Genomic DNA, 24204 nt, shown 5'->3' with positions numbered 1-24204 from the left:
CTCAATTCAAACCCCCGGCCATCTGCCGGGGGTTTTTTTGTATTCTGGTAATTTATTCGAAAACCTGAAACTGTTGGGGAACGTCATCAACGGAAAACCAATCGCCATGAAGAAGCCCAACGCCCTGCTGGTGTGTTCGCTCAGCGTAATTGCAGTGATCGGGATATGGGGTGTCGTGGACATTCAAAGCCTGGTGACCTGGGCCAGTGGCATCGTCCAACAGACCTTCCACAGCCGCGGCTGGTTCGTGATGCTCGCCGCTTCGGGCATGTTGATCGGATGCCTGTTCCTGGCGTTTTCACCCTATGGCAATATTCGCCTTGGTCGGGATGACGAGGAACCAGAGTTTTCCACGGCTACATGGATTTCGATGTTGTTTTCCGCCGGTATGGGCGTCGGTCTTCTGTTTTGGGCAGTGGCAGAACCGTTGACCCATTTCAATTTTATCAACGGCATGGCACCGGATTTCATCGCGGCGCAGCAGGCCATGCTGGCGACGAACTTTCACTGGGGCTTACACGCTTGGGCCATTTACGGTTCAACCGCGCTTTCCATCGCCTTTTTCAGTTTTCGGCGCGGCACCGGAATGATGGTCAGCGCGCCGATCAAAAGCCTGTTTCCCGGCGAACGCTGGGCTGAACGTGTCGGCTGGCTTTCGGATTTCATGGCGATCATCGCCATTGCCATTGGTGTCGGCGGTTCCATGGCCATGGGCGTATTTCAGGTGGCAGACGGCATCGCCGTTCTCGGCGGACGGGAAACCGTCGGCGCCCTTCTGATTGGCGCCGTGTTTCTGGCAATGGTTGCGGCCTATATCCCGGCACTCCTGATCGACCTGGGTCAGGGCATGGCGCGCCTGTCCAATGCCGCCATGCTGATCGCAATCGGCCTTGTTGCCTACACCGTGGTCCTTGGCCCCACCGAATACCTTCTGAATACCATCGTTCAGGGGTTCGGCGACTATGTCACCAATGTCATTCCCAGGGGCTTTCAGACCTTTACGTTCTTCGGCGATGACGTCACCAGATGGTTCAGCGACTGGACCCTTACCTACATGGTCTGGTGGATCGCCTGGGGCCCGTTTGTGGGCGTCTTTGTCGCCCGCATCTCTCGCGGTCGCACGATACGGGAATTCGTGATCGGGGTCCTGTTCGCCCCCACGCTGTTTTCAATCCTCTGGTTCGGCGCCTTTGGTGGCATTGGCCTGTTCGAGGCGCTCAATGGTGCGGGCGAACTGCTGGCCTATACGCAGACAAACATCGAACGCGTGACCTTCGCCCTGCTCGACCGGCTTCCACTGTCCGTGATCACCACGCTTGCAACGGTACTGGCCGCCTTTCTGTTCATCGTGACCAGCGTCGTAAGTGCGGCCTTTGTTCTGGGCACCTTCTCGACGGGCGGGGACGAGAATCCCCCGCCACGCGTCCGGCTGATCTGGGGAGGATTGCTTGGGCTGCTGAGTGTCGCGATGATCCTTTCGGGATCCGTGGACTCGGTGAAGATCCTCATCTCGCTTGGCGCATTGCCCTTTGTCTTCATTTCAGTCCTGCTGATGGTGTGCTTGTTCCGCGGGCTCAGAGAGGAGGGACAACGCAATGCTGATCGGTGATCTCACGGACACTCTGATGAACCTTGTCACTTTTGCGTTCATCGCGGCAATGCTCTGGATATTGCTGCGCAAGTGACAGCATTTCGACAGCGCAAAAAACAACGTTGAATCCTGGGCGCTTTGCCGGTCATCTGAGTTCATGGAAAAAGTTGCACTGATAACCGGTGGTGCCCGTGGGATCGGGCGGGCAATAGTCGAAGACCTGAGCCGAGATCACCATGTTGCCTTCACCTGGTTGGCCAGCCAGCCGGACTCTGAAGTGCTGAAAGGCGACGTTCTGGCAATTCAATCGGACCTGACCGAAGACAACCAACCCACCCAGGTCGTCAAAAAGGTCATCGATTACTTCGGACGACTGGACGTGATCGTGAACAACGCGGGTCTTGTTCGCGCCACTCCGAAACAAGCGTTCAGGGTTGAAGACCATCGCGCTATTCTTGACCTCAATCTGCTGGCCCCGGCCGCGTTGCTGGCTGCGGCATTGCCGCATCTGAACCGCGGCGCTTCGATCGTCAGCATCTCATCGATGAACGCGACATTGCCACCGCGCGACGCCGTGACCTATGGGGCAAGCAAGGCCGCTTTGAACCTCTGGACACGGGCCATGGCGAAAGAGCTCGGCCCCGAAGGCATCCGTGTCAACGCGGTTGCGCCGGGTGCCATCAACATCCCCGAAGCCCCCCGTCCTGACGATCTGACATCGCTTTTCGTCAAGGAAACGGCGCTGGGCCGGATCGGAACACCCGAAGACATCGCCAGGGTCGTTCGGTTTCTGGCCTCGGACGCGGCGGGGTTCGTAACCGGAGAGGTTCTGGGCGTGACCGGAGGGTATCGCTTGTAAGGTGGCTTAAACCTCGTTTTCCAAATTGCTCAACCGCCCGCAGCCTTTTCCAACGCCGGACGCAGAGTGTTTTCAATCACGCGCTGCGTAATCGGGCCGGCAAAGCGCAGAATGATTGTGCCGTCGCCATCAACCACATAGGTTTCGGGTACGCCGTAAAGACCCCAATCCAATGCCATGCGGCCCTTCTCATCACGGCCAATCGCGGCGTAGGGGTCACCCAGCTCGGTCAAGAACGCTTGGGCGTTGCCCAACTGGTCTTTGTAGTTGATGCCATAGACCGGGATGCCTTCGGCGGCCAGCGCTTCCAGATTGGGATGCTCGGCACGGCACGGCGCGCACCAGCTGGCCCAGTAGTTGACCAGTTTGACTTCTCCATCCCGCAGCGTGGCATCGTCGAACAGCTTCTTTTCCGGGAACTCGGTCAGAACCACGGGCGGAGCCGGTTGGCCTTCGCGGGCAGAGGGCAACGCGTTGGGGTCTTCCCGGAACATACCGATCCCGGCCAACACGGCGAAAGCGCCAAAAATCAAAGGCGGCGCGATCATCAGGGGCGATATCTTAGCCATTGCGCGAAATCCTTTGTTCGATTTTTTCCATCTCAGTGCGTATCTTGCGCCCTCGCATCACGCTGAACACGATCAATGCCACAAGCAGCACGATGGACACGGCATAAGACGACAAAACCGCGTCAGCGTATTTTCCAAGATCGGGGATCATCCGCCCACCCTTTCCCGCGCCTGCAACGCCTTGATGCGACGCGCGCGGATTTCAGTCCCGGTGCGGTACAGCACCAAAGCAATGAACAGCAGAACAAATCCGATGATGCACAGCAACAGCGGATAGAAGTAGATATTGCTGACTTTTTCTTCCGTATCGGTCCCGGTCACGGCAGCCGCTCGCATGACCGATGCGCCCTGATGCAGGCCCTGGTTCCAGAAGTTGACCGCATATCGGCTGAGCAGCGCGAACACGGATCCGACCAGACACAGAACCGAGGTCAGGTCCGCCGCGGTGTCCGGATCCTCGATGGCTTCCCACAACGCGACATAGCCAAGATAGAACAGGAACAGGATCAGAAACGACGTCAGACGCGGATCCCACGCCCACCAGGTGCCCCACATGGGCTGTCCCCAGATCGCCCCTGTCAGCAACGCAATCAGGGTCATCACGATCCCGATCGGTGCAGCCGCCCGCGCCGCCAGCGCGCTGACATGGTGACGTCGCACCAGCCAGACCAGAGAAGTCGCCAGCATCATCAGCCAGCAATTGATCGCCATCAGCGCCGCCGGGACGTGCAGATAGATGATCTTGACCGTCGACCCTTGCTTGTAGTCGTCCGGTGTGAAGAAGAACCCCCAGACCAGCCCGACGACGATGCAGAAGATCGAGACGATCCAGAAAAACGGCAGGACACGTTCACTGGTCGCAAGAAACTTGCGCGGGTTGGCGTATTCCCAGAGGGCATTGGCTTTGGCTGCTATCGACATGGGCCCTATCTAGTCCGAGTTGGGGGTTTTCTCAATTGACATCAGTCAAAGTTGGGACGGTTCACCGCAGATTGATACGTAACACAGTCGCGCTGGCAAAGGGCAACAATGCTATCGTCGCAGCCGTGATCCCTGCCAGCATCAACAACGGCGTCTGCACGTCCATCCCCGTTGCCCCACGCCGGGCGACTTCGGCCCCGAAAATCAGGGTGGGGACGTAAAGCGGTAGCACCAAGAGCGACAACAGCAGCCCGCCACGCTTGAGGCCGACGGTCAGGGCAGCGCCGAATGTGCCGATCACGCTCATGGCCGGGGTTCCGATCAGCAGCGAGATGACAAGCCAGAAGAAGCCCGGTGCAGGCAGGTTCAGCAAAACCCCCAGAAAGGGCGCGGCCAGAACCAAAGGCAGGCCTGTGGTCAGCCAGTGGGCCAGCGCCTTGATGGTCACAACTGATTCCAGTGGCAGCGGCGCCGTGGCCAGCAGGTCCAGCGATCCGTCCTCCCAATCCAGCGCCAGAAGACGGTCGAGAGACAACAGACACGCCAGCAACGCCCCCAGCCAGAGCACTCCGGGTGCAATGGTGGACAGCAGCGAGGATTGTGGCCCCACTGCAAACGGCACCATCACGGTCACGATCAGGAAAAAGGCCAATCCCAATCCGAACCCTCCGCCTGCACGGAAGGCCAGTTTCAGGTCGCGCAGCAGAAGGGCGATCACAGGAAGCCTCCGTCGAAATCGTCAATGGGTTTGGGTTTGGCCTTGTTCGGGCCGACGTCCAGAACCTCGCCATCCAGACCAAGGTCGATATGGGTCGCGATCAGGGCTGACCCACCCTGCCCCAGATGCGCGCGGACTGCATCGGCGAACATTTGCACCGCATTTCTGTCCAGCGAAACGGTCGGCTCGTCCAGCATCCAGATCGGCCGCCCGGTGACCAGCATGCGTGCCAGCCCCAGCCGCCGTTTCTGACCAGCCGACAGGTTCCCCGCATGGCGGTCCGCCAGCTCGTTCAACTGGAACGCGTCCAGCGCCGTCTGGATGCCGTTGGTGCCAAAGACAGAAGCCCAGAACGTCAGGTTCTCGGATACAGTCAGCGTCGGTTTCAGCCCGTCCGAATGGGACGCATATGCGATCTGGTCTTCCGCGCCCTGGATCTGACCTTCCAGCGGCGGCTGCAACCCGGCCAATGTGCGCAGAAGGGTTGTTTTGCCGATCCCGTTCGGCCCACGCAGAATCAGCGCTTTGCCCGGAGGCAGCTGAAAGCTGAGATGCTCCAGGACGGGAATGCCACCACGGGTGATCGACAGGTCGGTTACTATCAGAGTCATGAGACCCGCTTATCGGAATGTCATCAGAGGCAAAAGGTGGGATTTGCCGCAGTTCGGTTACGGGAGCTTTGAGCAGAGAGGTCCGAGTGAGGGGCCAGCCCCTCACACACCCCGGGATATTTTCAGCCAGATGAAGGGGTCCCGTCAGACCGGGATCAGAGCAAGCGCTATGCGGCGACCTTCAGAGAGCAAGACATTGTAAGTGCGGCACGCAGCCGGAGAATTCATGATTTCGACGCCGACTCCGGCACTTTCCAGCCGGCTGCGCAAAGACTGGGGAATGTGAGCCATGTCTTTGCCGGTACCGACAAGCAGAACGTCAATTTCATCGGCCAGTTCCAGAAGTGGCTGCGAATCTTCATAGCCGCCCCAGGTGGCAGGTCCTGCGGGACCGGTCAGAACGGCGCCTTCGAACACATCACCGCCGATGCGGAAAAAACCGGGGCCATAGCCATCAACCGGCTTGGCATCTGAAAACGTAACCTGGTTCAGGCGCATTTCTTCCCTCCTTCAATCCAGGATCGGCAAACCGGACACGACGGCTATCAGAATGACCGAATAAGCCGCAGCGCGATAGATCCGTTCGAGCTTTGGATCGAACAGAGCCTTGCCGATCAGTGTGGTGGTCAGATAGGGCAGACCCAGCAGCAGGACAATCCACAGGATCGACAGATCCGCAGCGCCTCCGATCAGGATACTGAAAACGATGGCCACATCCAGCAGCGCCAGGAAGATGATCGTATTGGCGCGAATCTTGCGCACATCTGAAGAACTGGCCAGATAGAATACGATAACGACCGGGCCGGTCAGTCCGGTCATGCCGCCGATCACGCCCGCGCTGCCTCCGATGGCCAGCCGTCCGGGCACACCCAGTCGTCCCTGCCAGCGCCAGCCAGTGACGATCGCCAACAGGGTCACGCCGGTGATGCCACAAGCGATCCAGCGCAGAACGACCGTGTCGGCCTGTGCCATGACCCAAAGCCCCAGTGGCACGGTCAATGTCGCTGCAATGCCCAAAGTGCTGATTTCGATCTTGTCGCATTCGCGCCACGCCTGCGGCGCCAACGCAAAGGTCGAGACGATCCCGGTGGCCGCCATCAGAAAGACGACATCGGCAATCGGCAGGAATTGAGTGGCCACCGGCACAAAGATCATCGCGGTGCCAAAACCAGTGAAGCCGCGGACAAGTCCCGCGGCTCCGATGGTAAGTATCAACCAACCCAGCCCCGGCAGGGACAAGGCCTGTTGCAACGCCTCAGGCATCGATATTGGCAAACTGGTTGCCCGCCGTGTTGGACGGCTTGGACCAGTCGCGCTTGACCCCCAGCCACAGCAGGATGGTCGAGGCCACGAAGACCGATGAATAGGTGCCCACGATCACGCCCCAGATCATCGCGAATACGAAGCCGCGGATCACATCGCCGCCCAGAACATAAAGCGAGATCAACGCCAGCAACGTGGTGACCGAGGTCATGACGGTCCGGCTGAGGGTCTCGTTGATCGAAATGTTCAGCACCTCTTTGAGGTCTTTCTTTTTGTATTTCCGCAGGTTCTCACGCACCCGGTCGAAGACGACCACGGTATCGTTCAGCGAATAACCGACGATGGTCAGAAGGGCCGCGATAATGGCCAGATCAAAGCGGATTTGCAGTTCCGAGAAGATACCGATGGTCAGGATCACATCGTGAACCAGTGCCGCCACGGCCCCCAGCGCGAACTGCCATTCGAACCGAAGCCAGATATACACAAGCACCGCGCCGATCGCCAAAGCCACCGCGATGACGGCGGTCTGTATCAACTCGCCCGAGACCTTGGGCCCCACGGATTCCACTGACACGAACTGAATGTCGGGAACAACCTGCTGCAACGCTTCTTCCACGGCGGTGATGGTCGCAGCTTCCACAGCCTCGGCATCTTCTTGCGCCTGAATGCGGATCATTGCGACGTTTTCGTCATCCGCAAAGGTTGGGTCGAAAATCTCGGTGATGGTCACGTCACCCAGTTCCAGAGGGGCGATGGCATCTCGGTATGTGCCCACATCGATCTCAACCGCGCTTTGCGTCCGGATCGTGGTGCCACCTCGGAAGTCGATGCCGAAATTCAGCCCCTGCAACAGGAACGAGGTGAAGGCAACCACCATCATCAGGCCGGAGATGCCCAACCAGACCTTCCAGTGTTTGAAAAAATCGAACGAGGTGTTCTGGGGTACGAGTTTCAGTCTCATGTCAAACCTCGATCGTTTTCGGACGGCGGCGTTCGAAAAACATCACGACCATCAGGCGCGTCACGAAGATTGCGGTGAAGACCGAGGTCAGAATGCCAAGGCCCAGAGTAATTGCAAAGCCGCGCACCGGGCCACTGCCCATGGCAAACAGGATCACGGCGGTGATGAATGTGGTCACGTTCGCATCCAGAATGGCCGACAACGCCTTTTCATAGCCCAGTTCGATTGCGCGCGCCGGACCTTTGGCCGATTTCAGTTCCTCGCGGATACGTTCAAAGATCAGCACGTTGGCGTCCACCGCCATACCAACTGTCAACACGATGCCCGCGATACCCGGCAGGGTCAGGGTTGCCCCGATCATGGACAGCAGACCGAACAACAGGCCCACGTTGATGATCAGCGCGATGTTGGCGAAGATCCCGAACAGACCATAGCTGAGCGCCATGAATACCAGCACCGCGACAAAGGCCACGATGGTGGCGACTTTGCCCGCGTCGATACTGTCCTGCCCCAACTCGGGCCCGATGGTGCGTTCTTCGAGGAACTCCAGACCGGCAGGCAGTGCGCCCGCTCGCAGCAGAACGGCCAGATTGGTGCTTTCCTCAACCGTAAAGTTGCCGGTGATAATGCCCGAACCGCCCGGAATATGACTTTGGATCACGGGGGCCGATATCACCTCGTCGTCCAGAACGATGGCAAAGGGGGCTCCGATGTTGTCGCGGGTGTAATCCCCGAATTTGCGCGCACCAGACGTGTTGAACCGGAAGTTGACCGCAGGGCGGCCGTTCTGGTCGAATGCGGGCTGCGCATCCACCAGTTCCTCGCCGGTAACAACCGGAGCGGATTCAATGGTGTAGTAAACACCGCTTTCGTCAATCGACGGCACGATTTCTTCGCCAATGCCTGCAACGGCATCCGGGTCGGTGCCTCGTCCGGCAACCGGGTTAAAGGTCAGCTGTGCCGTAGTGCCGATGATCTCTTTCAACTCACCCGCGCTGCCGATGCCTGGCACCTGAATCAGGATACGATCTGCACCCTGACGCTGAATGGTGGGCTCTCGGGTGCCCACTTCGTCGATCCGGCGGCGGATGATTTCCAACGATTGACGAACCGTGCGGTCGTCTGAGGCCAGTTTTTCTGCCTCGGACAACTGAACGACAATCGTGTCGCCTTCGGCACGTGCCTCGATATCCGTTGCCCCGACACCGGTCAGGGTCTGCACCTGACGGGCAAGACCGCGCACGACTTCCAATGCCCGCGCCATGCCCTCGGGTTGGCTGATGCGCACGCGAATCTCATCGGGAGCCGATTCCTGACGGCGGATCGTCCCGACCGTCGAGCGCTCATCGCGCAGGGCGTCACGGATTTCCGGCCACATCGCCTCCATCCGGGTCTCGTAGACGTCCTGCACCTGAACTTCGGCCAACAGATGTGCACCGCCGCGCAGGTCGAGACCCAGATTGACCAGTGATGAGGGCAACCAGTTCGGCCATTGCCCGGCTTCGGCCTGCATTTCAGGCGTGTCCACGCCCAGCTCTATCGCGGCCTTGGCGTCGTTTGATTGCTCAACCCGCGTGTAAAACGCGTTTGGCAGGGCCATGAGCAGACCAGTCACGCAGACCAGCCAGATCAGAACCCGCTTCCAGGTATCAATTTGCAGCATTACCCTGCCTTTTCAAGGAATTGTAAGGTGGAATTACTTCGCGGGTTCGGTTTTGTTCAGAACCTGAGCAATGGTCGACTTGACCACACGCACCTTTACACCTTCGGCGATCTCAACTTCGATCTCGTTGTCGCCTTCCTTGACCTTCGACACTTTGCCGATCAGCCCGCCCTGGGTGACAACCTGATCCCCGCGACGCACGGCGTCGACCATGGCTTGATGTTCCTTCATTTTCTTCTGCTGCGGACGGATCAGCAGGAAATACATGATCGCAAAGATCAGGATCAGCGGGAGAAACTGGGCGATTGCGCCACCTTCCATGGGATATTCCTTTATTCAGATCTTGCGGCACCGTTCCGCAAATTTGGCCGGAACCTATGCTTTGAAATGCGTGTTTGCAAGCAAAGGTGGTCATGTGACCGGCTGCAACCTGACAAAGGTGCCTCAAGAACCGTTTGAACGTTGCAGATATGTCCTATGCAGATATTTCAGTTTTGCTATAGTCAGACGTCAGGGGGGACAATGAAAACTCGTTACAAGCTGTTCCAATCGTTGACGCTTTTGCTGTCTCTGCTGACCTTGTTCTTGTGCTTGGCAGTGCCGCTAAAGGCCCAGGAAGCACCTGCCGAAATCACCGAGCCCGATGCGGAAGAAACCGAAGGTTTCAAGGCACCTGTCATCGTCGACGGCGACATGTTGTTCTTCTTGCGCGGCTCCAGCGCCCTGCCCGCGCCGGAACGGGCCGAAGGCGTTCAGAAGAAAATTATCGAGGTGGCCGAAGCCTCGGAAAGCCCCACGGTCGACATCACCTTTGAAGAGACCGATCTGGGCATACGCATTCGCGCCGACGGTGAGATCGTATCCATCGTGACCGTCGCCGATGCCGAACTGGACCAGATGGAGCTGGACGTCCTTAGCTTTCTCCATGGTCAGGCCATCGAAGAAGCCATCCTTGCCTACCGATCCAACCGTACAGAGCAGGCGCGGGTATCCGGTGCGATTGAAGCTGCGGCATGGACCATTGGCTTTGTCGTCTTCGTGCTGGTTATCCTATGGCTGCACCGTCGGATCAGGCGGCGCACTCTGAAACTGGTAAAGCGTTATTTGCAGGACGTCGAAACGGCGACGGCCAAAAGCGTTCAGGCCGAGGCAATTGCCGCCCTGATCCGATACGGGCTTAACTTTGTCCTGTTGGTCATCTTCTTTCTTGGCTTCTACTACTACCTGTCCTTCGTTCTGCTGGCCTTTGCGGAAACACGCTATTTCGCGCAGCTGCTGCTGACCTATCTGACAGAACCGGTGCTGCTGATATTCAAGGGAATACTCAGCTATATCCCGAACCTGATTATGCTGAGCCTGATCGCATGGGTCACGTTGTACATAATCAAGGGCATGCGCGTGTTCTTCGACGCGGTCGAAGCCGGTTCATTCGAAATGGGCGATTTTGAAAAGCACTGGGTCAATCCGACGTTCAACATCGCACGGGTTGTCGTGATTCTGATCGCGCTGGTCTTTGCCGTTCCCTACATTCCCGGTTCGGATTCGGCCGCCTTCCAGGGACTGACCATTCTGGTCGGCGCCATGCTGTCGCTGGGGGCCAACTCGGTCGTGTCCAACATGCTGGCGGGGCTGTTCGTGATCTATCGCCGTTCCACGTCAATCGGCGACCGCATTCAGATCGGAGAGCATATAGGCGACGTGGTTCAGATCAAACTGATGGAGACGCATCTGAAATCCATCAAGAACGAGCTGATTTCGATCCCGAATGCCCAATTGATGAATTCGGACGTCGTGAATTTCTCGAAGAAAACCGATGGCAGTGGTTTGCTGCTGCACACGACGGTTGGCATCGGATATGAAGAACCGCCCGAAAAGATCGAAGCAATGCTGATCGAGGCGGCCAACCGCACCAAGGGGATCAAGGCCAAGCCGGAACCTTTCGTGCTGTGGACGGCGCTGGCCGACTACGCCATCAACTATCAGATCAACGGCTATACCACCCGCGGAAGCATCATTCCGAAAATCCGCTCGGACCTGCATCGCAACATTGTCGCCGTATTCAACGAGAACAAAGTGCAGATCATGACGCCGTCTTACATGGCTGATCCACCGAAACCAAAAATCCCGACTGAAGAATGGGACGGACATCTGGCGCATGAAATCCACGACGAGGTCGATAAGTCGTAACCGGTGCTACACCCCGCCCGACAGATGGTGCATAAGCGGTTTCAGTGATTCACGCATTCAAGGATCTGAGACATGCACGACATCCGCGCCATTCGCGAAAACCCTGCCGCTTTCGACGCCGCTCTAGCGCGCCGTGGGGACGCGCCGGTGTCGTCAGATTTGCTCAGGTTGGACGAAAGTCGCCGCGCCAAGATTCTGGCCGCCGAAACTGCGCAGGCCGAACAGAACAAAGCGTCCAAGGAAGTCGGCGCGGCCAAAGCTCGAGGCGACGAAGCCGAGTTTCAGCGTCTGCGCGCGCTGGTCGCCGAGAAAAAGGCCGAGATCGCACGGATGCAGACCGAGGCCAAGGATCTGGACGCCCTGCTGACAGATCAGTTGATCCGCATCGCAAATCTGCCCGCCGAAGACGTGCCGGATGGCGTGGATGAAAACGACAATGTCGAGGTCAGCCGCTGGGGTACGCCGCGCGAACTGGATTTTGCGCCCAAGGAACACTTCGAGATCGAATCCGTTCAGCCAGGCATGGATTTCGAAACCGCAGCCAAACTATCCGGCTCGCGATTTGTGCTGCTGTCCGGCGGCGTTGCCCGTATTCATCGCGCTTTGGCGCAGTTCATGCTGGATACCCATATCACCGAAAACGGGCTGACCGAAGTGAACGGCCCGGTTCTGGTTCTGTCCGAGATGATGCAGGGCACCGGCCAATTGCCGAAATTTGGCGAAGACAGCTATCAGACCCGCGAAGGCTGGTGGCTGATCCCGACCTCCGAAGTGTCGCTGACCAATATCGTCAACGACACTTTGATCGAGGAAAGTTATCTGCCCCGCCGATACACCGCGCATTCCCTGTGCTTCCGGTCCGAGGCCGGATCCGCGGGCAAAGACACCCGCGGGATGTTGCGGCAGCACCAGTTCGAAAAGGTCGAAATGGTTTCGATCACGCATCCGGACAAATCGGACGAAGAACAAAAGCGCATGCTGCGCTGCGCCGAGGGCATTCTGGAAAAGCTGGGCATTCCTTACCGCACCGTCATCCTGTGCACCGGTGACATGGGCTTTGGCGCCCGCCGCACCTATGATATCGAGGCTTGGTTGCCCGGTCAGGACACCTATCGCGAGATCAGCTCGGTTTCGACCTGTGGTGATTTTCAGGCCCGCCGCATGAACGCAAGGTTCCGCCCCGAAGGTGGCGGCAAGCCGGAATACGTCCATACGCTGAACGGTTCGGGTTTGGCTGTTGGGCGTTGCCTGATCGCTGTGCTGGAAAATGGCCAGAACGCGGACGGCACCGTGACCTTGCCCGAAGTCCTGAGCCCCTATCTGGGCGGCAAACTGACCCTGCAACTGGACGGCACACTGGCCTGAAAAACGCAACCGGCACCACCAGGCGCCGGTTCACAAAGAAAGACGGGGCGAAGGAACTTATTTCTTCGCCTTTTTCTTGTCCTTCTTGCGGTTTTTCTTCTTGTCACTTTTTTTCTCGGCCTTCTTGGCGTCTTTTTTGCCCTTCTTGGCGTCTTTTTTCTTGTCGTCCGTCTTCGGCTTTTTGTCCTTCTTGGACTTTGCTTTCACTTTATCCTTGGCCTTGGAAAACGCGGCTTCCATTTCTTTGCGTTTCCTGGCGGCTTTTTCAGCCTTGGCCTTGGCCTTAGCCTTTTTCTTGGCCGCAGCTTCAGCCTTTTCAGCTGCCGCTTTTTCTTCCGCCGCTTTGCGTGCGGCCTCTTCCGCCCGTTTTTCGGCAGCCGCAGCGGCCACGGTCTTGCGCGCGGTGGCTTTTCGGGCGGCTGGTTTTCGGGCGGCTTGTTTTGCAGCTGTTGGTTTACGGACCGCCGGCTTTCGGGCCGGCGCCTTGCGCGCGCCAGGCTTCCCGGCTGCGGGCGTTGCAGCTATTGCCGCTTTTGCGGCTTCGATCAATACGGCGGCGCGGCTCTCTCCGACCCGAGGAACCTTGACCAGATCTGCGGGTGACGCCTTCGCTATCGCTTCTGCGGTCTTAAAGCCATTGGCTGCAAGGGCTTTTTTCAGCGCCTCTCCCACACCTTTAACGTTGTTCACTACGGTCATCCAAGGGTCCTTTCTCCATCGCCCTGCCTCATCGCAAATACACTGGATATGCACATCCGCAAGTTCAGCGCTTGCCTTGCCAAAACCAATGGATCAGCTATGCGTCAGCCCAGCGGTTCGGTCATTTTTCGGGAACGGCACGAGGCGTTTCGCATCCTCATCCCAAAGCTTGAGGTTCAAAGCCGCTACTGCCTCGGGGAACTTGATCCGGCGAGGGGTGAATTCAGGCGGCAGGTTATAGTGGCAGGCCCGCAACCGATAAGATGGGATACGTGCATTGAAATGGTGGATGTCATGTAGCGTGATGCAGGCTACGGCGGTATCGAACCACCATCCGAAATCCAGCGCGGAAGACCCATGAAGCGCCGCGGTCTGCGGGTTCAGATCAGGGCGGCGATCCCAATAGGTGTCTTCAAAATTGTGTTGCAGATACACAAGGAACACACCCAGCATTCCGCCCAGGAAAGAAAACACCAACCAGACCCAAATACCGGTCATGCCCGCGATCAGATACAACAGGCCCAAAAATACGATGATCGAGGCATTGTGCAGCAAAACGCCTTTGACACCGAAACGAACAGTGTTCTTGGGCCAGCGATAGCGAATGAAGTATGTGAACAGGGCACCGACCGGCACCAGAATGAAGGGGTTTCGGTACAGCCTGTAAAACAAACGTGTTTTCCAGTCCGCGTTATTCCATTCCCGCAACGTCATGGTGTGAATTTCACCGGTCTCGCGATGCTCGAGGTTTCCGATCCCAGCATGGTGCAGATTGTGGTTCTGCTTCATCACCTCGAACGGCGCAAAGGTGAAGGGGGAAAGACCGTGCCCCGCCCATTCGTTCTGCATTCGCGTTTCAAACAGCGAATGGTGCCCGCAATCATGTTGCAGCACATAAAGGCGCACTGCCGAAAAGGCGAAGACGATCCCGGCCGGGACCATGATGTACCAGCGATCCACGAATATGATAGCCACAGCCAGCGATGCGAAATACACCGCAAACGTGCCAAAATAGCTCAGTGCAGCCAATCTGTTGTCCTGAACTGCATAGTGTCTTGTGTATTCCCTCAGATCCATCCAGTCCGCTCCCCACGATGGCCCTGTTATAATCCGTTCAAAATCCAGGCGCGGATTGACCGCGTGAAAACAATGCATGTGCTGACAGATGCACACACGTGAATGCTAGCGCGCAGAACAGGGGCTGTCACGCCCTCAGAGCGAAAACGCTGAATATTGGCGCAGTTACGCGCTTGCGTGACGATCACAGGCACCGAAAAACACGCCCCTGACAACAGGGATGCGCCCGAAGAACAAAGCCCCGCAGTGTCTCAGAACGCTTCAACAGTATTCACATGCCTCCGAGTTGACGCATGGGAAACTTCCGGTCAGAGCAAGAAGCAGTGTTTTAAGGCCTATTGATTGACTTTATCGAGAAATATATTGCCATTGGCGCCATTAATCTGCGCCGCGCTTGCGGGGTGCTCGTATAACGGTTTTGGCACCTCATCCACAGCCGCCATCGTGACTGGCAATACAGTTGTGCACGAGTTGCGTGGTCGCGGGCTGCACCTCGATTCAGGACCGCAGTTTGGTCTATGGGGAACGCAGCGGCGTGAACATCGCGTACGCTCTGATCCTGCCAAGGCCCTGCCTGTCGAAGTCAACGCGGGTGTACGGCGCCGCGTGACAACGCTGGTTCCGCCCATATCGCGCAATCAAAACAAACGACCCGATGACGAGGCGGTCAGTTTGGTTTCGACATTTGACCTGACCTATGACAATGCCGACGCTTCCAAAGGTCTTTTCGGAGGTCGAACGCGAATTGCATCGATCTTCACGACCGGCTGGACCGCGGCCGAACTGGCGACGGCCATTGAACAGGGCAATGGGACGTCAGAGCGTATCGCCAACGCCGCAGAAGCGAACCGCGCATTCGTCCTTGGGCACGATTAAATCAGTCTGCCTGTGTCATCAAAGCCCTGATTCCGGTGCGCAGCTTACCCGCGCCCCTTCAGATGCTTGGCCAATGCGCCCGCGTTTTTCTTGCGCCGCCCCTTGTAGGGGTTCTTGTCCCCCTGCCCGCGCAGAGTCAGGCGGATCGGTGTTCCGGGCATGTCGAAATCCTGCCGTAAACCGTTCACCAGGTAACGGGTATAGCTTTCTGGCATCTTGTCGGGATGCGAACACATCACCACGAACCCCGGAGGTCGGGTCTTGGCCTGCGTCATGTAGCGCAGTTTGATCCGGCGTCCCTGCGGGGCTGGCGGCGGATGTTGTTCCAGCATGGCGGTCAGCCAGCGGTTCAGAGCGGCAGTCGGCACCCGGCGGTTCCAGACGTCATGGGCGCGCAGGATCGCGGCGCGCAAACGCTCCAACCCCCGGCCCGTCTTGGCGGAAACCGTGATCAGCGGCGCGCCGCGCAGTTGCGGCAGCAGCCGGTCAAACGACTCTTTCAACTCGCGCAGCTTTTCCTGCTTGTTGTCCTCGATATCCCACTTGTTCACGGCGACAACAACGGCCCGGCCTTCGCGTTCGGCCAGATCGGCAATCCGCAGGTCTTGCTGTTCAAACGGGATCGCGGCATCCAGCAATACAACGACGACCTCGGCAAACTTCACCGCGCGCAGACCGTCCGACACGGAAAGCTTTTCCAGCTTTTCCTGTACTTTTGCTTTCTTGCGCATCCCTGCGGTGTCAAAGATCCGCATCGGAGTGCTTTCGCCGTCCGGGTCCGCCCAGTCGATTCGCAAACTGATTGCGTCACGCGTGATGCCAGCCTCTGGTCCCGTCAACAGACGGTCTTCGCCAATGATCTTGTTGATCAAGGTGGATTTGCCCGCGTTGGGACGCCCCACCACCGCAACCTGCAAGGGCTTGGCCGCGGTGATCAGCGGCGTCTCGCCCTCACCGTCTTCGTCCAGCTCAATTTCCGTTTGCGGGGCTTCCTCGACCTGTTTTTCTTCTGCCGCATCCGCCAGAGGCATCAGCTGCGCATACAGGTCCGTCATCCCTTCACCGTGTTCGCCTGACAAGCGGACCGGTTCACCCAGACCCAGATTGTAAGCTTCCAGAACACCCGCATCCGCGGCATTGCCTTCGGCCTTGTTGGCCGCAAGGATCACGTGCTTGGACCGTTTGCGCAGGATCTCGGCGAACATCTCATCCGTTGGCGTCACACCCACGCGCGCGTCGATCATGAACAGGCAGACATCAGCCATGTCCACGGCACGTTCCGTCAAGCGGCGCATCCGACCTTGAAGACTGTCATCCGTCGCGTCCTCAAGACCCGCCGTATCAATCACTGTAAAGCGCAGATCACCCAGACGCCCTTCGCCTTCGCGCAGGTCACGCGTCACGCCGGGCTGGTCGTCGACCAGGGCCAGACGTTTGCCCACAAGGCGGTTGAACAGGGTGGATTTGCCCACATTCGGGCGCCCCACGATGGCGAGGGTCAGCGACATGATACTCAACTTTCAAGACTCAAGAAGCGCCCTTTAGCGCATCTTGCCGTCAACGGAAAGCGTGTAGATCACCCTTGGAGGAAACGACATACAGCGTTTGCCCGGCGACAACCGGCGCCGTTGTTGCGCCTCCGGGGACTTCGACCTGGTGAACCAGTGCTCCGTTAACCGGATTGAAGAAGCGCAGATACCCGTCATTGGACGCGATCACAATACGGCCTCCGGCCAAGATCGGACCGTAATGTGCAAAGATCGGCCCGCGACGGCCTCGCTTGTCCTTGACAAAGCTTGGCAGATCCTGCGCCCAGATGACCGAGCCATCGGCCGCGTTCAAGCGCACCAGCTGACTGCGGTCACTGATCAGGAAAATGCTGTTGCCCGCGGGCCAGACAGTGTCGACCGCGCCTTCATCGGCGGTCCAGCGGCGTTCACCGGTGGCGGCGTCAAAGGCTACGGTCCGGCCAGAATGGTTACCGATAAAGATTGTGTCTCCGACAACCATCGGACTGCCGGTCACGTCAACGATCTGCGCGGCAGCCCGCCCCCGCCGCCCGCCTGCGACCGACGCATTCCAGCGACGGATTCCGCCACGGCGGAAGGTGGCCGCAACATCGCCGGACCCAAATGCAAACACTGCCAGGTCCGAAGCGATCACCGGTGCCGGAGCCCCCAGGACGTTACCGACGCTGGGCGTGCCTTCGATTTGCCAGGCAATTTTGCCATCCTTGGCATTGATGGTCCAACCGGTTTCGTCACCCGCGACCAGGTACAACAGCCCGTCATTGACCATCGGCGCGCCGCTCCCGGTTGCTTCCAGTCGCTTCTGCCAGCGCACTGCACCCGTTTTTGCGTCCAGTGCGGTCAGTCGCCCAAACCCGGACGACACATAGAGAACACCGTCCGAATAGGCCATGCCCCCACCTGTGGCGTCCGCATCGCCGTCGCTTGGCGGAATCAGGTCGGTATCCCAGGCCAACTGGCCCTGCGGAGTAACCGCTGACACGGTCGCCCCCGCATCCAGCGTATAGATCAACCCACCCGCAACCACCGGTTCGGCGGTGATCCGTTGCTTGCGCGAGTCGCCCTGCCCGATGGAAGCGGACCAGATCCGCTGCGGCGTGGCACGCAAGGCCGCGTTCGTGGTGCGGTAAGCAGCCGTCCCCGGGCTTTGCGGCCAGCTGGCATTCGCCTTTTGAGCCGGCAGGCTAATGGGCTGAGAGCCGCTTTTTTCCACCGTTTCCAGATCAGACGCCGGACGGATGTCCTCACGTTCTCCGGGCAGGATCGCTTCGGGAGGTTCACAGGCGGTCAATGCGGTCAAAGCCAGTGCCGCAACCGGCCATCCCGCGCGGGAAATAATTCTTGTTACCATGGTGTTCCGAACTCGCCTGTCATAAAGTCTTTTGTCCCGCCTGGTCAGCCCTGTTGCGCCACCAATGGCTCGGGTTTGCCGCCCAAAGCGACTATCAGCTGGGCCGCACGCTGTTGCAGATCAATACCGACCTCGGCGTCCTGACGCAGCGCTTGCAAGCGGTCCAGTGCCGCATCGACATTGCCCTCGGACACGTCAATCAGGGCCAGTTGCTCTTCGGCCAGCAGACGCAAAGGCGCACCGGGCGCAGCCAGCGCCTCAAACTGTTGTCGACGGTCGGCAGCAGGCAAGGTGTCGCTTTGCAACAGCAGCGCCTTGAAGCTTGCGATCGCGCGATAAATCTCGGGCAGGTCCCCCTGCATAGCAACCGCGTTCAGGCTGTTGACCGCTTCGTCGCGCGATCCGGCCTCTACCTGCGACGCAGACAGCAGCATCTTCAATACTGCATCCCCGCCCGGCGACTGCGCCTCGATATCCCGCAACCCGGCTGCCCGAGCATCTGAATCGTTTTCCGACAGAGCTGCCAGAATCGAGTCACCCAGAGCCTGCGCCTGCGCCATGTCGCGGGACTTGCGGTATTCGTTGAATGCAGCCCCGCCAACAATCAGCACGACGACCGCCACGCCAACCCAGCCCCAGCGGCGCAGCAGCAGATACATCCGGTCACGGCGTACCTCTTCCGTGACCTCATCAATGAAACTGTCGGTGTCGCTCATTCCTGCCCCCTGGGCTGTGTGTCTTGCATAAGTGCGCCATGTCATACCCCGGCACCAACGCCAAGCCAAGGGTCCGATTTTGCGCATTTTCACCGCTTGGCTTCTCTCTTGCGAAAAAAACCAAACCGAACTATTCAGTTTAGTGTGGAAATTACACGGCCGACGCCCCATTTCATAGCGAGACAGGCCCGCTTTTGTTGGCACCGAATTCTAGGAGAAATACTGTATGCGTTTGATTTCTTTCATCAACGCCCTTCTGGTTATTGTTGCGCTTTATTATCTCGTTTTTGAGCGCGACTCTTTGTTCGCCTTCGCCGGGCGTGGGGACACTGAAGAAGCCGCGCAGACAGAAGCCGTTGAATCCGACGATACCGATATTGCTGCCGTTGGCGTCGTCGCCCTGCGATCGCAGGCGCGCGAAATTGACAGTGCGGTTCTGCTGCGTGGACAAACCAAGGCGAACCGGCAGGTCGAAGTTCTGTCTGAAACCACATCCACGGTCATCTCGGAACCCAAGCGCAAAGGTGCCTTTGTCGAGGCCGGGGATGTTCTGTGTGAACTCGACCCCGGCACGCGCCCGGCGCAACTGGCCGAAGCACTGGCTGGCAAACTGGAAGCTGAAAGCCGCATCCCCGAGGCTGAAGCCCGCTTGCAAGAGGCGCATGCCCGTGTGGCCGAGGCCGAAATCAACCTGACCGCGTCGCGCAAACTGGCGGAAACCGGGTTTGCTTCGGAAACCCGCCGGATTTCCAGCGAGGCTGCGATGAGCACTGCCAAAGCAGGTGTAAAATCCGCCGAAGCCGAGCTGGAGGCCACCCGGGCCGGAATCGAAGCAGCCGCAGCCGCCGTCGAAGCCGCGCAGCGAGAGGTTGGCCGCCTGACCATCAAGGCCCCGTTCAAGGGCCTGTTGGAAAGTGACACCGCCGAATTGGGCAGCCTGATGCAGCCGGGATCCCTTTGCGCAACTGTTATTCAGCTCGATCCGATCAAACTGGTCGGGTATGTTCCGGAAACCGAGGTCAACCGTGTCCAGGTGGGGTCCGAAGCGTCGGCAACACTGGTCACCGGTCGGCAGCTTGGCGGCCGCGTCACGTTCCTCAGCCGCTCGGCGGATGAGACAACACGCACCTTCGAAGTTGAAATCACGGTTCCGAACCCGGATCTGACCATTCGCGACGGTCAGACCGCGACCATCCGCATCGCAGCCGAGGGCACCAAGGCGCACCTGCTGCCTCAATCCGCACTGACCCTGAACAACGAAGGTCAACTGGGTGTCCGTACGGTCGGTACCGGCAATGTCGTCGATTTCATGCCCGTCCGCATTCTGCGTGACACGGCAGAGGGCGTGTGGATCGACGGCCTTCCCGAAACGACGGATATTATTGTTGTCGGTCAGGAATTCGTTACACGCGGAGTAACCGTTGCGCCGACCTATCGGGAAGCATCACAATGACCGGTATCGTCGCATGGGCCGCTGATCGGGCCCGAATGGTATTGGCGTTTATCGCCATCTCGCTGGTTATCGGTGGATTTGCCTATGTCTCGCTTCCGAAAGAAGGCGAGCCGGATATCGAAATCCCCGCCCTGTTCGTTTCAGTGCAGTTTCCCGGGATTTCCGCAGAGGATTCTGAAAACCTGCTGATCAAGCCGATGGAGACCGAACTGGCGGATCTCGACGGGCTCAAGGAAATGACCTCGACCGCGGCCGAAAACTATGCAGGGGTCGCGCTGGAATTTGACTTCGGTTGGGATAAAACCGCGATCATGGCCGATGTGCGTGACGCGATGAACACAGCTCAGGCGGACTTCCCCGAAGGCGCAGAGCAATACTCCCTGACTGAGATCAACTTTTCCGAATTCCCGATCGTCATCGTGAACCTGACCGGTCCCGTACCCGAACGCACGATGGCCCGTGTCGCCAAGGATCTGCAGGACGATCTTGAGGCTCTGGATTCCGTTCTCGAAGCCGGTATCGCAGGCAATCGCGACGAGATGCTCGAGGTCGTGATCGATCCGCTGCGGCTTGAGGCGTACAACGTGACGGCGGACGAGCTGATCAACGTGGTGCGCAACAACAACCAGTTGATCGCGGCCGGTGAGGTTGAAACCGCACAGGGCACCTTTTCGGTCAAGATACCGTCGTCGTTCAAAACCGCACAGGATGTTTACGGCCTGCCGATCAAGGTCAATGGTGACCGGGTCGTTACATTGGGTGAGCTGGCACAGATCAACTACACTTTCGAAGACCGCGAAGGGACAGCCCGTTTCAACGGTGAATCGACCGTTGCGCTGCAAGTGGTCAAACGCAAGGGATACAACCTGATCGACACCGTCGCGCAGGTGAAGGAGACCATCGCCCATGCAAAGACCAAGTGGCCGCCCGAGCTTCAGGCGGCGGTTGACCTGGGCACATCGAACGACCAGAGCCGCATCGTCGGCTCGATGGTCAGCCAGCTTGAAGGCTCGGTTCTGACCGCGATCGCGCTGGTGATGATCGTGGTTCTGGCCTCGCTGGGGACGCGGGCTGCCCTGTTGGTGGGTTTTGCGATCCCGACCTCGTTCCTGCTGTGTTTTGCGTTTCTCGCCGTCATGGGCGTCAGCATCTCGAACATCGTGATGTTCGGCCTCATCCTCGCTGTGGGGATGCTGGTGGACGGTGCCATCGTGGTTGTGGAATACGCCGACAAACGCATCAAGGAAGGCGTGGGCCCGATGCACGCCTATGTCGAGGCCGCCCAGCGCATGTTCTGGCCCATCGTGTCCTCGACCGCAACGACGCTGTGTGCGTTCCTGCCCATGTTGTTCTGGCCCGGTATTCCCGGCGAGTTCATGGGAATGCTGCCCGTCACGCTGATCTTCGTTCTGTCGGCCTCGTTGATCGTGGCGCTGATCTATCTGCCGGTCATGGGCGGTGTTTCCGGCCGGCTAAGCCGCATCTTCGACCGGTCTTCGGTCTGGTTGCGGGCCCGCACGCCATGGTGGGTGCGGGTGCTGATGGTGCCGCCGTCGCTGTACATGATCTTTCTGGGTGCAATGCAGGTCCTGAACCCCGACTACCTGCTGCCCGGTGGCGCGATCGCCGGGGCGCTGCTGTTCCTGTTCGGGGCTTTTGCCGGGTCCGTAACCCTGAGCGCGGCAAAAATTGAACGCGCCGAAGAGGACCATGTTCACACTGCGGACGAACACACATTGTTTGGCCACGTGGTCCGGTTCCTTGTCGGCAACCCGATCATGCCGATTGTATCACTGCTGGTGGTTTTCTCAGCGGTGTATTTCGTGGCCTTCCTCTGGTTTCCCCAGGAGTCCCGAGGCGTGGAATTCTTCGTGGAAAGCGAACCTGAACAGGCCACCGCATATGTAAGGGCCCGCGGGAACCTGTCCCTGGCGGAAAAAGACGCGATGGTTCTTCAGGCAGAAGAGATCATCGGATCTCATCCCGCGGTCATCAATGTCTTTGCCTTTGCGGGCGAAGGCGGTTTGAACCAGAACAACGGTGGTGCTCAGGCGCCGGCCGATACAGTGGGCCGGGTTCAGTTCGAAATCATCCCTTGGGAGGATCGCCCCAACATCTCGGAATCCGCCCTGTGGGGCCTGTTCGAGCGGCACTTCGTGGCGCCCGAATATGACGGCGACTTCGTGATTGATGAGCTGAATGCCCAACTTGCAACGATCCCCGGCATCATCGTCGAGATTTTGCCACTGGAGCAAGGCCCTGCTTCGGCCAAGCCTGTGCATCTGCGCATCAAGGGTGACGGGTGGGAAGACCTGACCTCGGCAGCGATCACCGCCCGCGAGGTTTTCGACACCACGCCGGGCCTGATCAAGACCGAAGATACCCTGCCCCTGCCCGGTATCGACTGGCAGATTGACGTGGATGTCGCCAAGGCCGGTCGGTTCGGAGCCGACGTGGCCACGGTTGGCGCCATGGTCCAGTTGGTCACGCGCGGCATCCTCCTGGGCGAAATGCGCCCGGACAGCAATGATGAAGAGATCGAAATTCGCGTTCGTCTGCCGGAAGAAGACCGCGTTTTGTCGACGCTGGATGCGCTCAAGGTCCGTACCCCGGACGGTTTGGTGCCCTTGTCGAATTTCGTGACACGTAAACCCGTGGCCAAGCTGGCCGAGATCAACCGCGTCGATCAACAGCGGTACTATGACGTCAAAGCGGATGTCGAACCGGGGCTGAGCAAGGTCGTGACCGAAGGCCCCGATGGAAAACAGGTGCGGCTGGCTGTCGTGCGTGAAGTGGCGGAAGGTTACACACCTACTGGCACGGTGCTGAACGCGGCGGGCGGAAAATCATACGAACTGGTTCAACTGACCGGTGCAGAAAGCGTCGATCAGTTGCGCGGTGTGATTGAAGACGGGGATGCGCAGTTTGCGCTGATCAACCCGAACGAGCGTATTGCGGTGCTGACGGAATGGCTGGAAACCGGCCCGTTCGCCAACGCGATCAGCTGGGAATGGACTGGTGATCAGGAAGAGCAGGAAGAATCCGGTGCCTTCCTGGTGAACGCGTTCATGGGCGCCCTGGGGCTGATGTTCGTGATCCTGCTGGCGCAGTTCAACTCGTTCTACAATTCGGTTCTGGTTCTGCTGGCGGTGGTTCTGTCCACCACCGGGGTTCTGATCGGCATGATCGTGATGGAACAGCCCTTCTCGATCATCATGACCGGGACCGGCATCGTGGCGCTGGCGGGTATCGTGGTGAACAACAATATCGTTCTGATCGACACCTATCAGGAATACAGCAGCTATATGCCGAGGATCGAGGCGATCATCCGCACCGCGGAATCGCGTATCCGTCCGGTTCTGCTGACCACACTGACAACGATGGCCGGTCTGACGCCGATGATGTTCGGCTTGTCGCTGGATTTCATCAACGGCGGCTATTCCATCGACAGCCCCACCGCCCTGTGGTGGAAGCAGTTGGCCACGGCTGTGGTCTTTGGTCTGGGCATCGCAACTGTCCTGACGCTGATCGTCACCCCGTCGCTTCTGGCACTGCGGGTCTGGGTGACGACCTATGCGATTTGGCTCAGCCGCGTTCTGGCCCGTGTGACTGCCGGTCGCTCCAGCCAGATCGCGCAGGACATGGCGATTGGGCGCTCTGCCCGCAAGGTGCAGGCCACCGAAATCGTGTGGGAAGACGATATGCGTTCCGAAGAACCGGAACAGGACAGTCGATCAGATCAGTCTGACCGCCCCTCTGGCCCGCCGCTGAAAGCTGCTGAATAAACGAAAAGGA

General features: G+C 58.8%; 22 protein-coding genes and 1 pseudogene. 7 read left to right on the top strand and 16 right to left on the bottom strand.

The genetic code is table 11. The features are described from left to right. The first annotated feature begins 106 nt into the window (after positions 1–106). Positions 107–1609 (top strand): BCCT family transporter, encoded by a 1503-nt coding sequence (locus AC2FFD_RS03780; protein WP_496872011.1) that lies wholly within the window; start codon positions 107–109, stop codon positions 1607–1609. Positions 1610–1748: 139 nt separating this feature from the next. Next, a complete protein-coding gene (locus AC2FFD_RS03775; protein ID WP_496872010.1) occupies positions 1749–2450 on the top strand; it encodes an SDR family NAD(P)-dependent oxidoreductase in 702 nt (233 codons plus the stop codon). 29 nt (positions 2451–2479) lie between these two features. Here AC2FFD_RS03775 and AC2FFD_RS03770 read toward each other — a convergent pair whose 3' ends face one another. The 10 genes from AC2FFD_RS03770 to yajC form a co-directional block, all read right to left on the bottom strand. After that, on the bottom strand, positions 2480–3019 hold the full coding sequence (locus AC2FFD_RS03770; RefSeq protein WP_170343893.1) for a DsbE family thiol:disulfide interchange protein: 540 nt from the start codon (positions 3017–3019) through the stop codon (positions 2480–2482). After that, positions 3012–3170, bottom strand: a complete 159-nt coding sequence (gene ccmD / locus AC2FFD_RS03765) for a heme exporter protein CcmD (RefSeq protein WP_170343892.1) — start codon at positions 3168–3170, stop codon at positions 3012–3014. The genes AC2FFD_RS03770 and ccmD overlap by 8 nt, the downstream gene beginning before the upstream one ends. Continuing rightward, positions 3167–3940, bottom strand: coding sequence for a heme ABC transporter permease (locus tag AC2FFD_RS03760; protein ID WP_480684042.1), 774 nt, complete (start codon positions 3938–3940; stop codon positions 3167–3169). Before AC2FFD_RS03760 ends, ccmD begins: the two co-directional genes overlap by 4 nt. 61 nt (positions 3941–4001) lie before the next feature. Then, on the bottom strand, positions 4002–4658 hold the full coding sequence (gene ccmB, locus AC2FFD_RS03755) for a heme exporter protein CcmB (RefSeq protein WP_171231405.1): 657 nt from the start codon (positions 4656–4658) through the stop codon (positions 4002–4004). Further along, a complete protein-coding gene (gene ccmA, locus AC2FFD_RS03750; protein WP_170343889.1) occupies positions 4655–5269 on the bottom strand; it encodes a heme ABC exporter ATP-binding protein CcmA in 615 nt (204 codons plus the stop codon). The genes ccmB and ccmA overlap by 4 nt, the downstream gene beginning before the upstream one ends. 144 nt (positions 5270–5413) lie before the next feature. Beyond that, positions 5414–5767, bottom strand: a complete 354-nt coding sequence (locus AC2FFD_RS03745; RefSeq protein WP_480684041.1) for an Mth938-like domain-containing protein — start codon at positions 5765–5767, stop codon at positions 5414–5416. A 12-nt stretch (positions 5768–5779) separates the two neighbouring features. Continuing rightward, positions 5780–6544, bottom strand: coding sequence for a sulfite exporter TauE/SafE family protein (locus AC2FFD_RS03740; RefSeq protein ID WP_496872007.1), 765 nt, complete (start codon positions 6542–6544; stop codon positions 5780–5782). Continuing rightward, positions 6525–7493: a protein translocase subunit SecF gene (gene secF, locus AC2FFD_RS03735; RefSeq protein WP_170343887.1), complete on the bottom strand. Its 969-nt coding sequence runs from the start codon at positions 7491–7493 to the stop codon at positions 6525–6527. Before secF ends, AC2FFD_RS03740 begins: the two co-directional genes overlap by 20 nt. Position 7494: 1 nt before the next feature. Further along, entirely contained in the window at positions 7495–9156 is a 1662-nt protein-coding gene (gene secD, locus AC2FFD_RS03730; protein WP_496872003.1) for a protein translocase subunit SecD, read from the bottom strand. A 33-nt stretch (positions 9157–9189) separates the two neighbouring features. Further along, a complete protein-coding gene (yajC, locus tag AC2FFD_RS03725; RefSeq protein WP_117868574.1) occupies positions 9190–9477 on the bottom strand; it encodes a preprotein translocase subunit YajC in 288 nt (95 codons plus the stop codon). A 201-nt stretch (positions 9478–9678) separates the two neighbouring features. Between yajC and AC2FFD_RS03720 the strand changes: the two genes are divergently transcribed. After that, on the top strand, positions 9679–11343 hold the full coding sequence (locus AC2FFD_RS03720; protein WP_496872002.1) for a mechanosensitive ion channel family protein: 1665 nt from the start codon (positions 9679–9681) through the stop codon (positions 11341–11343). Positions 11344–11415: 72 nt separating this feature from the next. Further along, a complete protein-coding gene (gene serS / locus AC2FFD_RS03715) occupies positions 11416–12708 on the top strand; it encodes a serine--tRNA ligase (protein WP_496872001.1) in 1293 nt (430 codons plus the stop codon). A 57-nt stretch (positions 12709–12765) separates the two neighbouring features. Here the strand turns inward: serS and AC2FFD_RS03710 are convergent, their stop codons facing one another. The 3 genes and pseudogenes from AC2FFD_RS03710 to AC2FFD_RS03700 all read right to left on the bottom strand — a co-directional run bounded on the left by AC2FFD_RS03710 (position 12766) and on the right by AC2FFD_RS03700 (position 14484). Beyond that, a complete protein-coding gene (locus tag AC2FFD_RS03710; RefSeq protein ID WP_496872259.1) occupies positions 12766–13098 on the bottom strand; it encodes a hypothetical protein in 333 nt (110 codons plus the stop codon). A gap of 153 nt (positions 13099–13251) precedes the next feature. After that, positions 13252–13407 (bottom strand): annotated as a pseudogene (locus tag AC2FFD_RS03705) (helix-hairpin-helix domain-containing protein); the annotation flags it as partial. A gap of 93 nt (positions 13408–13500) precedes the next feature. After that, positions 13501–14484 carry a fatty acid desaturase gene (locus AC2FFD_RS03700; RefSeq protein WP_496871999.1) on the bottom strand — a complete coding sequence of 328 codons (984 nt, stop codon included), beginning with the start codon at positions 14482–14484 and terminating at the stop codon, positions 13501–13503. Positions 14485–14853: 369 nt separating this feature from the next. Here AC2FFD_RS03700 and AC2FFD_RS03695 point away from each other — a divergent pair, with 369 nt between their 5' ends. Next, on the top strand, positions 14854–15360 hold the full coding sequence (locus tag AC2FFD_RS03695) for a hypothetical protein (RefSeq protein WP_496871997.1): 507 nt from the start codon (positions 14854–14856) through the stop codon (positions 15358–15360). Positions 15361–15404: 44 nt separating this feature from the next. Here the strand turns inward: AC2FFD_RS03695 and der are convergent, their stop codons facing one another. The 3 genes from der to AC2FFD_RS03680 are packed head-to-tail and all read right to left on the bottom strand — an operon-like array spanning position 15405 to position 18956. Continuing rightward, positions 15405–16868, bottom strand: a complete 1464-nt coding sequence (der, locus tag AC2FFD_RS03690) for a ribosome biogenesis GTPase Der (RefSeq protein ID WP_480684030.1) — start codon at positions 16866–16868, stop codon at positions 15405–15407. 49 nt (positions 16869–16917) lie between these two features. Continuing rightward, entirely contained in the window at positions 16918–18240 is a 1323-nt protein-coding gene (locus AC2FFD_RS03685; protein WP_496871994.1) for a PQQ-like beta-propeller repeat protein, read from the bottom strand. A gap of 44 nt (positions 18241–18284) precedes the next feature. Then, positions 18285–18956: a hypothetical protein gene (locus tag AC2FFD_RS03680; protein WP_496871992.1), complete on the bottom strand. Its 672-nt coding sequence runs from the start codon at positions 18954–18956 to the stop codon at positions 18285–18287. A 226-nt stretch (positions 18957–19182) separates the two neighbouring features. Between AC2FFD_RS03680 and AC2FFD_RS03675 the strand changes: the two genes are divergently transcribed. Next, positions 19183–20409, top strand: a complete 1227-nt coding sequence (locus AC2FFD_RS03675) for an efflux RND transporter periplasmic adaptor subunit (protein WP_257598976.1) — start codon at positions 19183–19185, stop codon at positions 20407–20409. Then, a complete protein-coding gene (locus AC2FFD_RS03670) occupies positions 20406–24194 on the top strand; it encodes an efflux RND transporter permease subunit (RefSeq protein WP_496871991.1) in 3789 nt (1262 codons plus the stop codon). The genes AC2FFD_RS03675 and AC2FFD_RS03670 overlap by 4 nt, the downstream gene beginning before the upstream one ends. Positions 24195–24204: the final 10 nt, after the last annotated feature.

It is taken from the genome of Ruegeria sp. YTSC002 (assembly GCF_059609845.1).
This window is presented reverse-complemented; position numbering and strand designations above follow the sequence as displayed.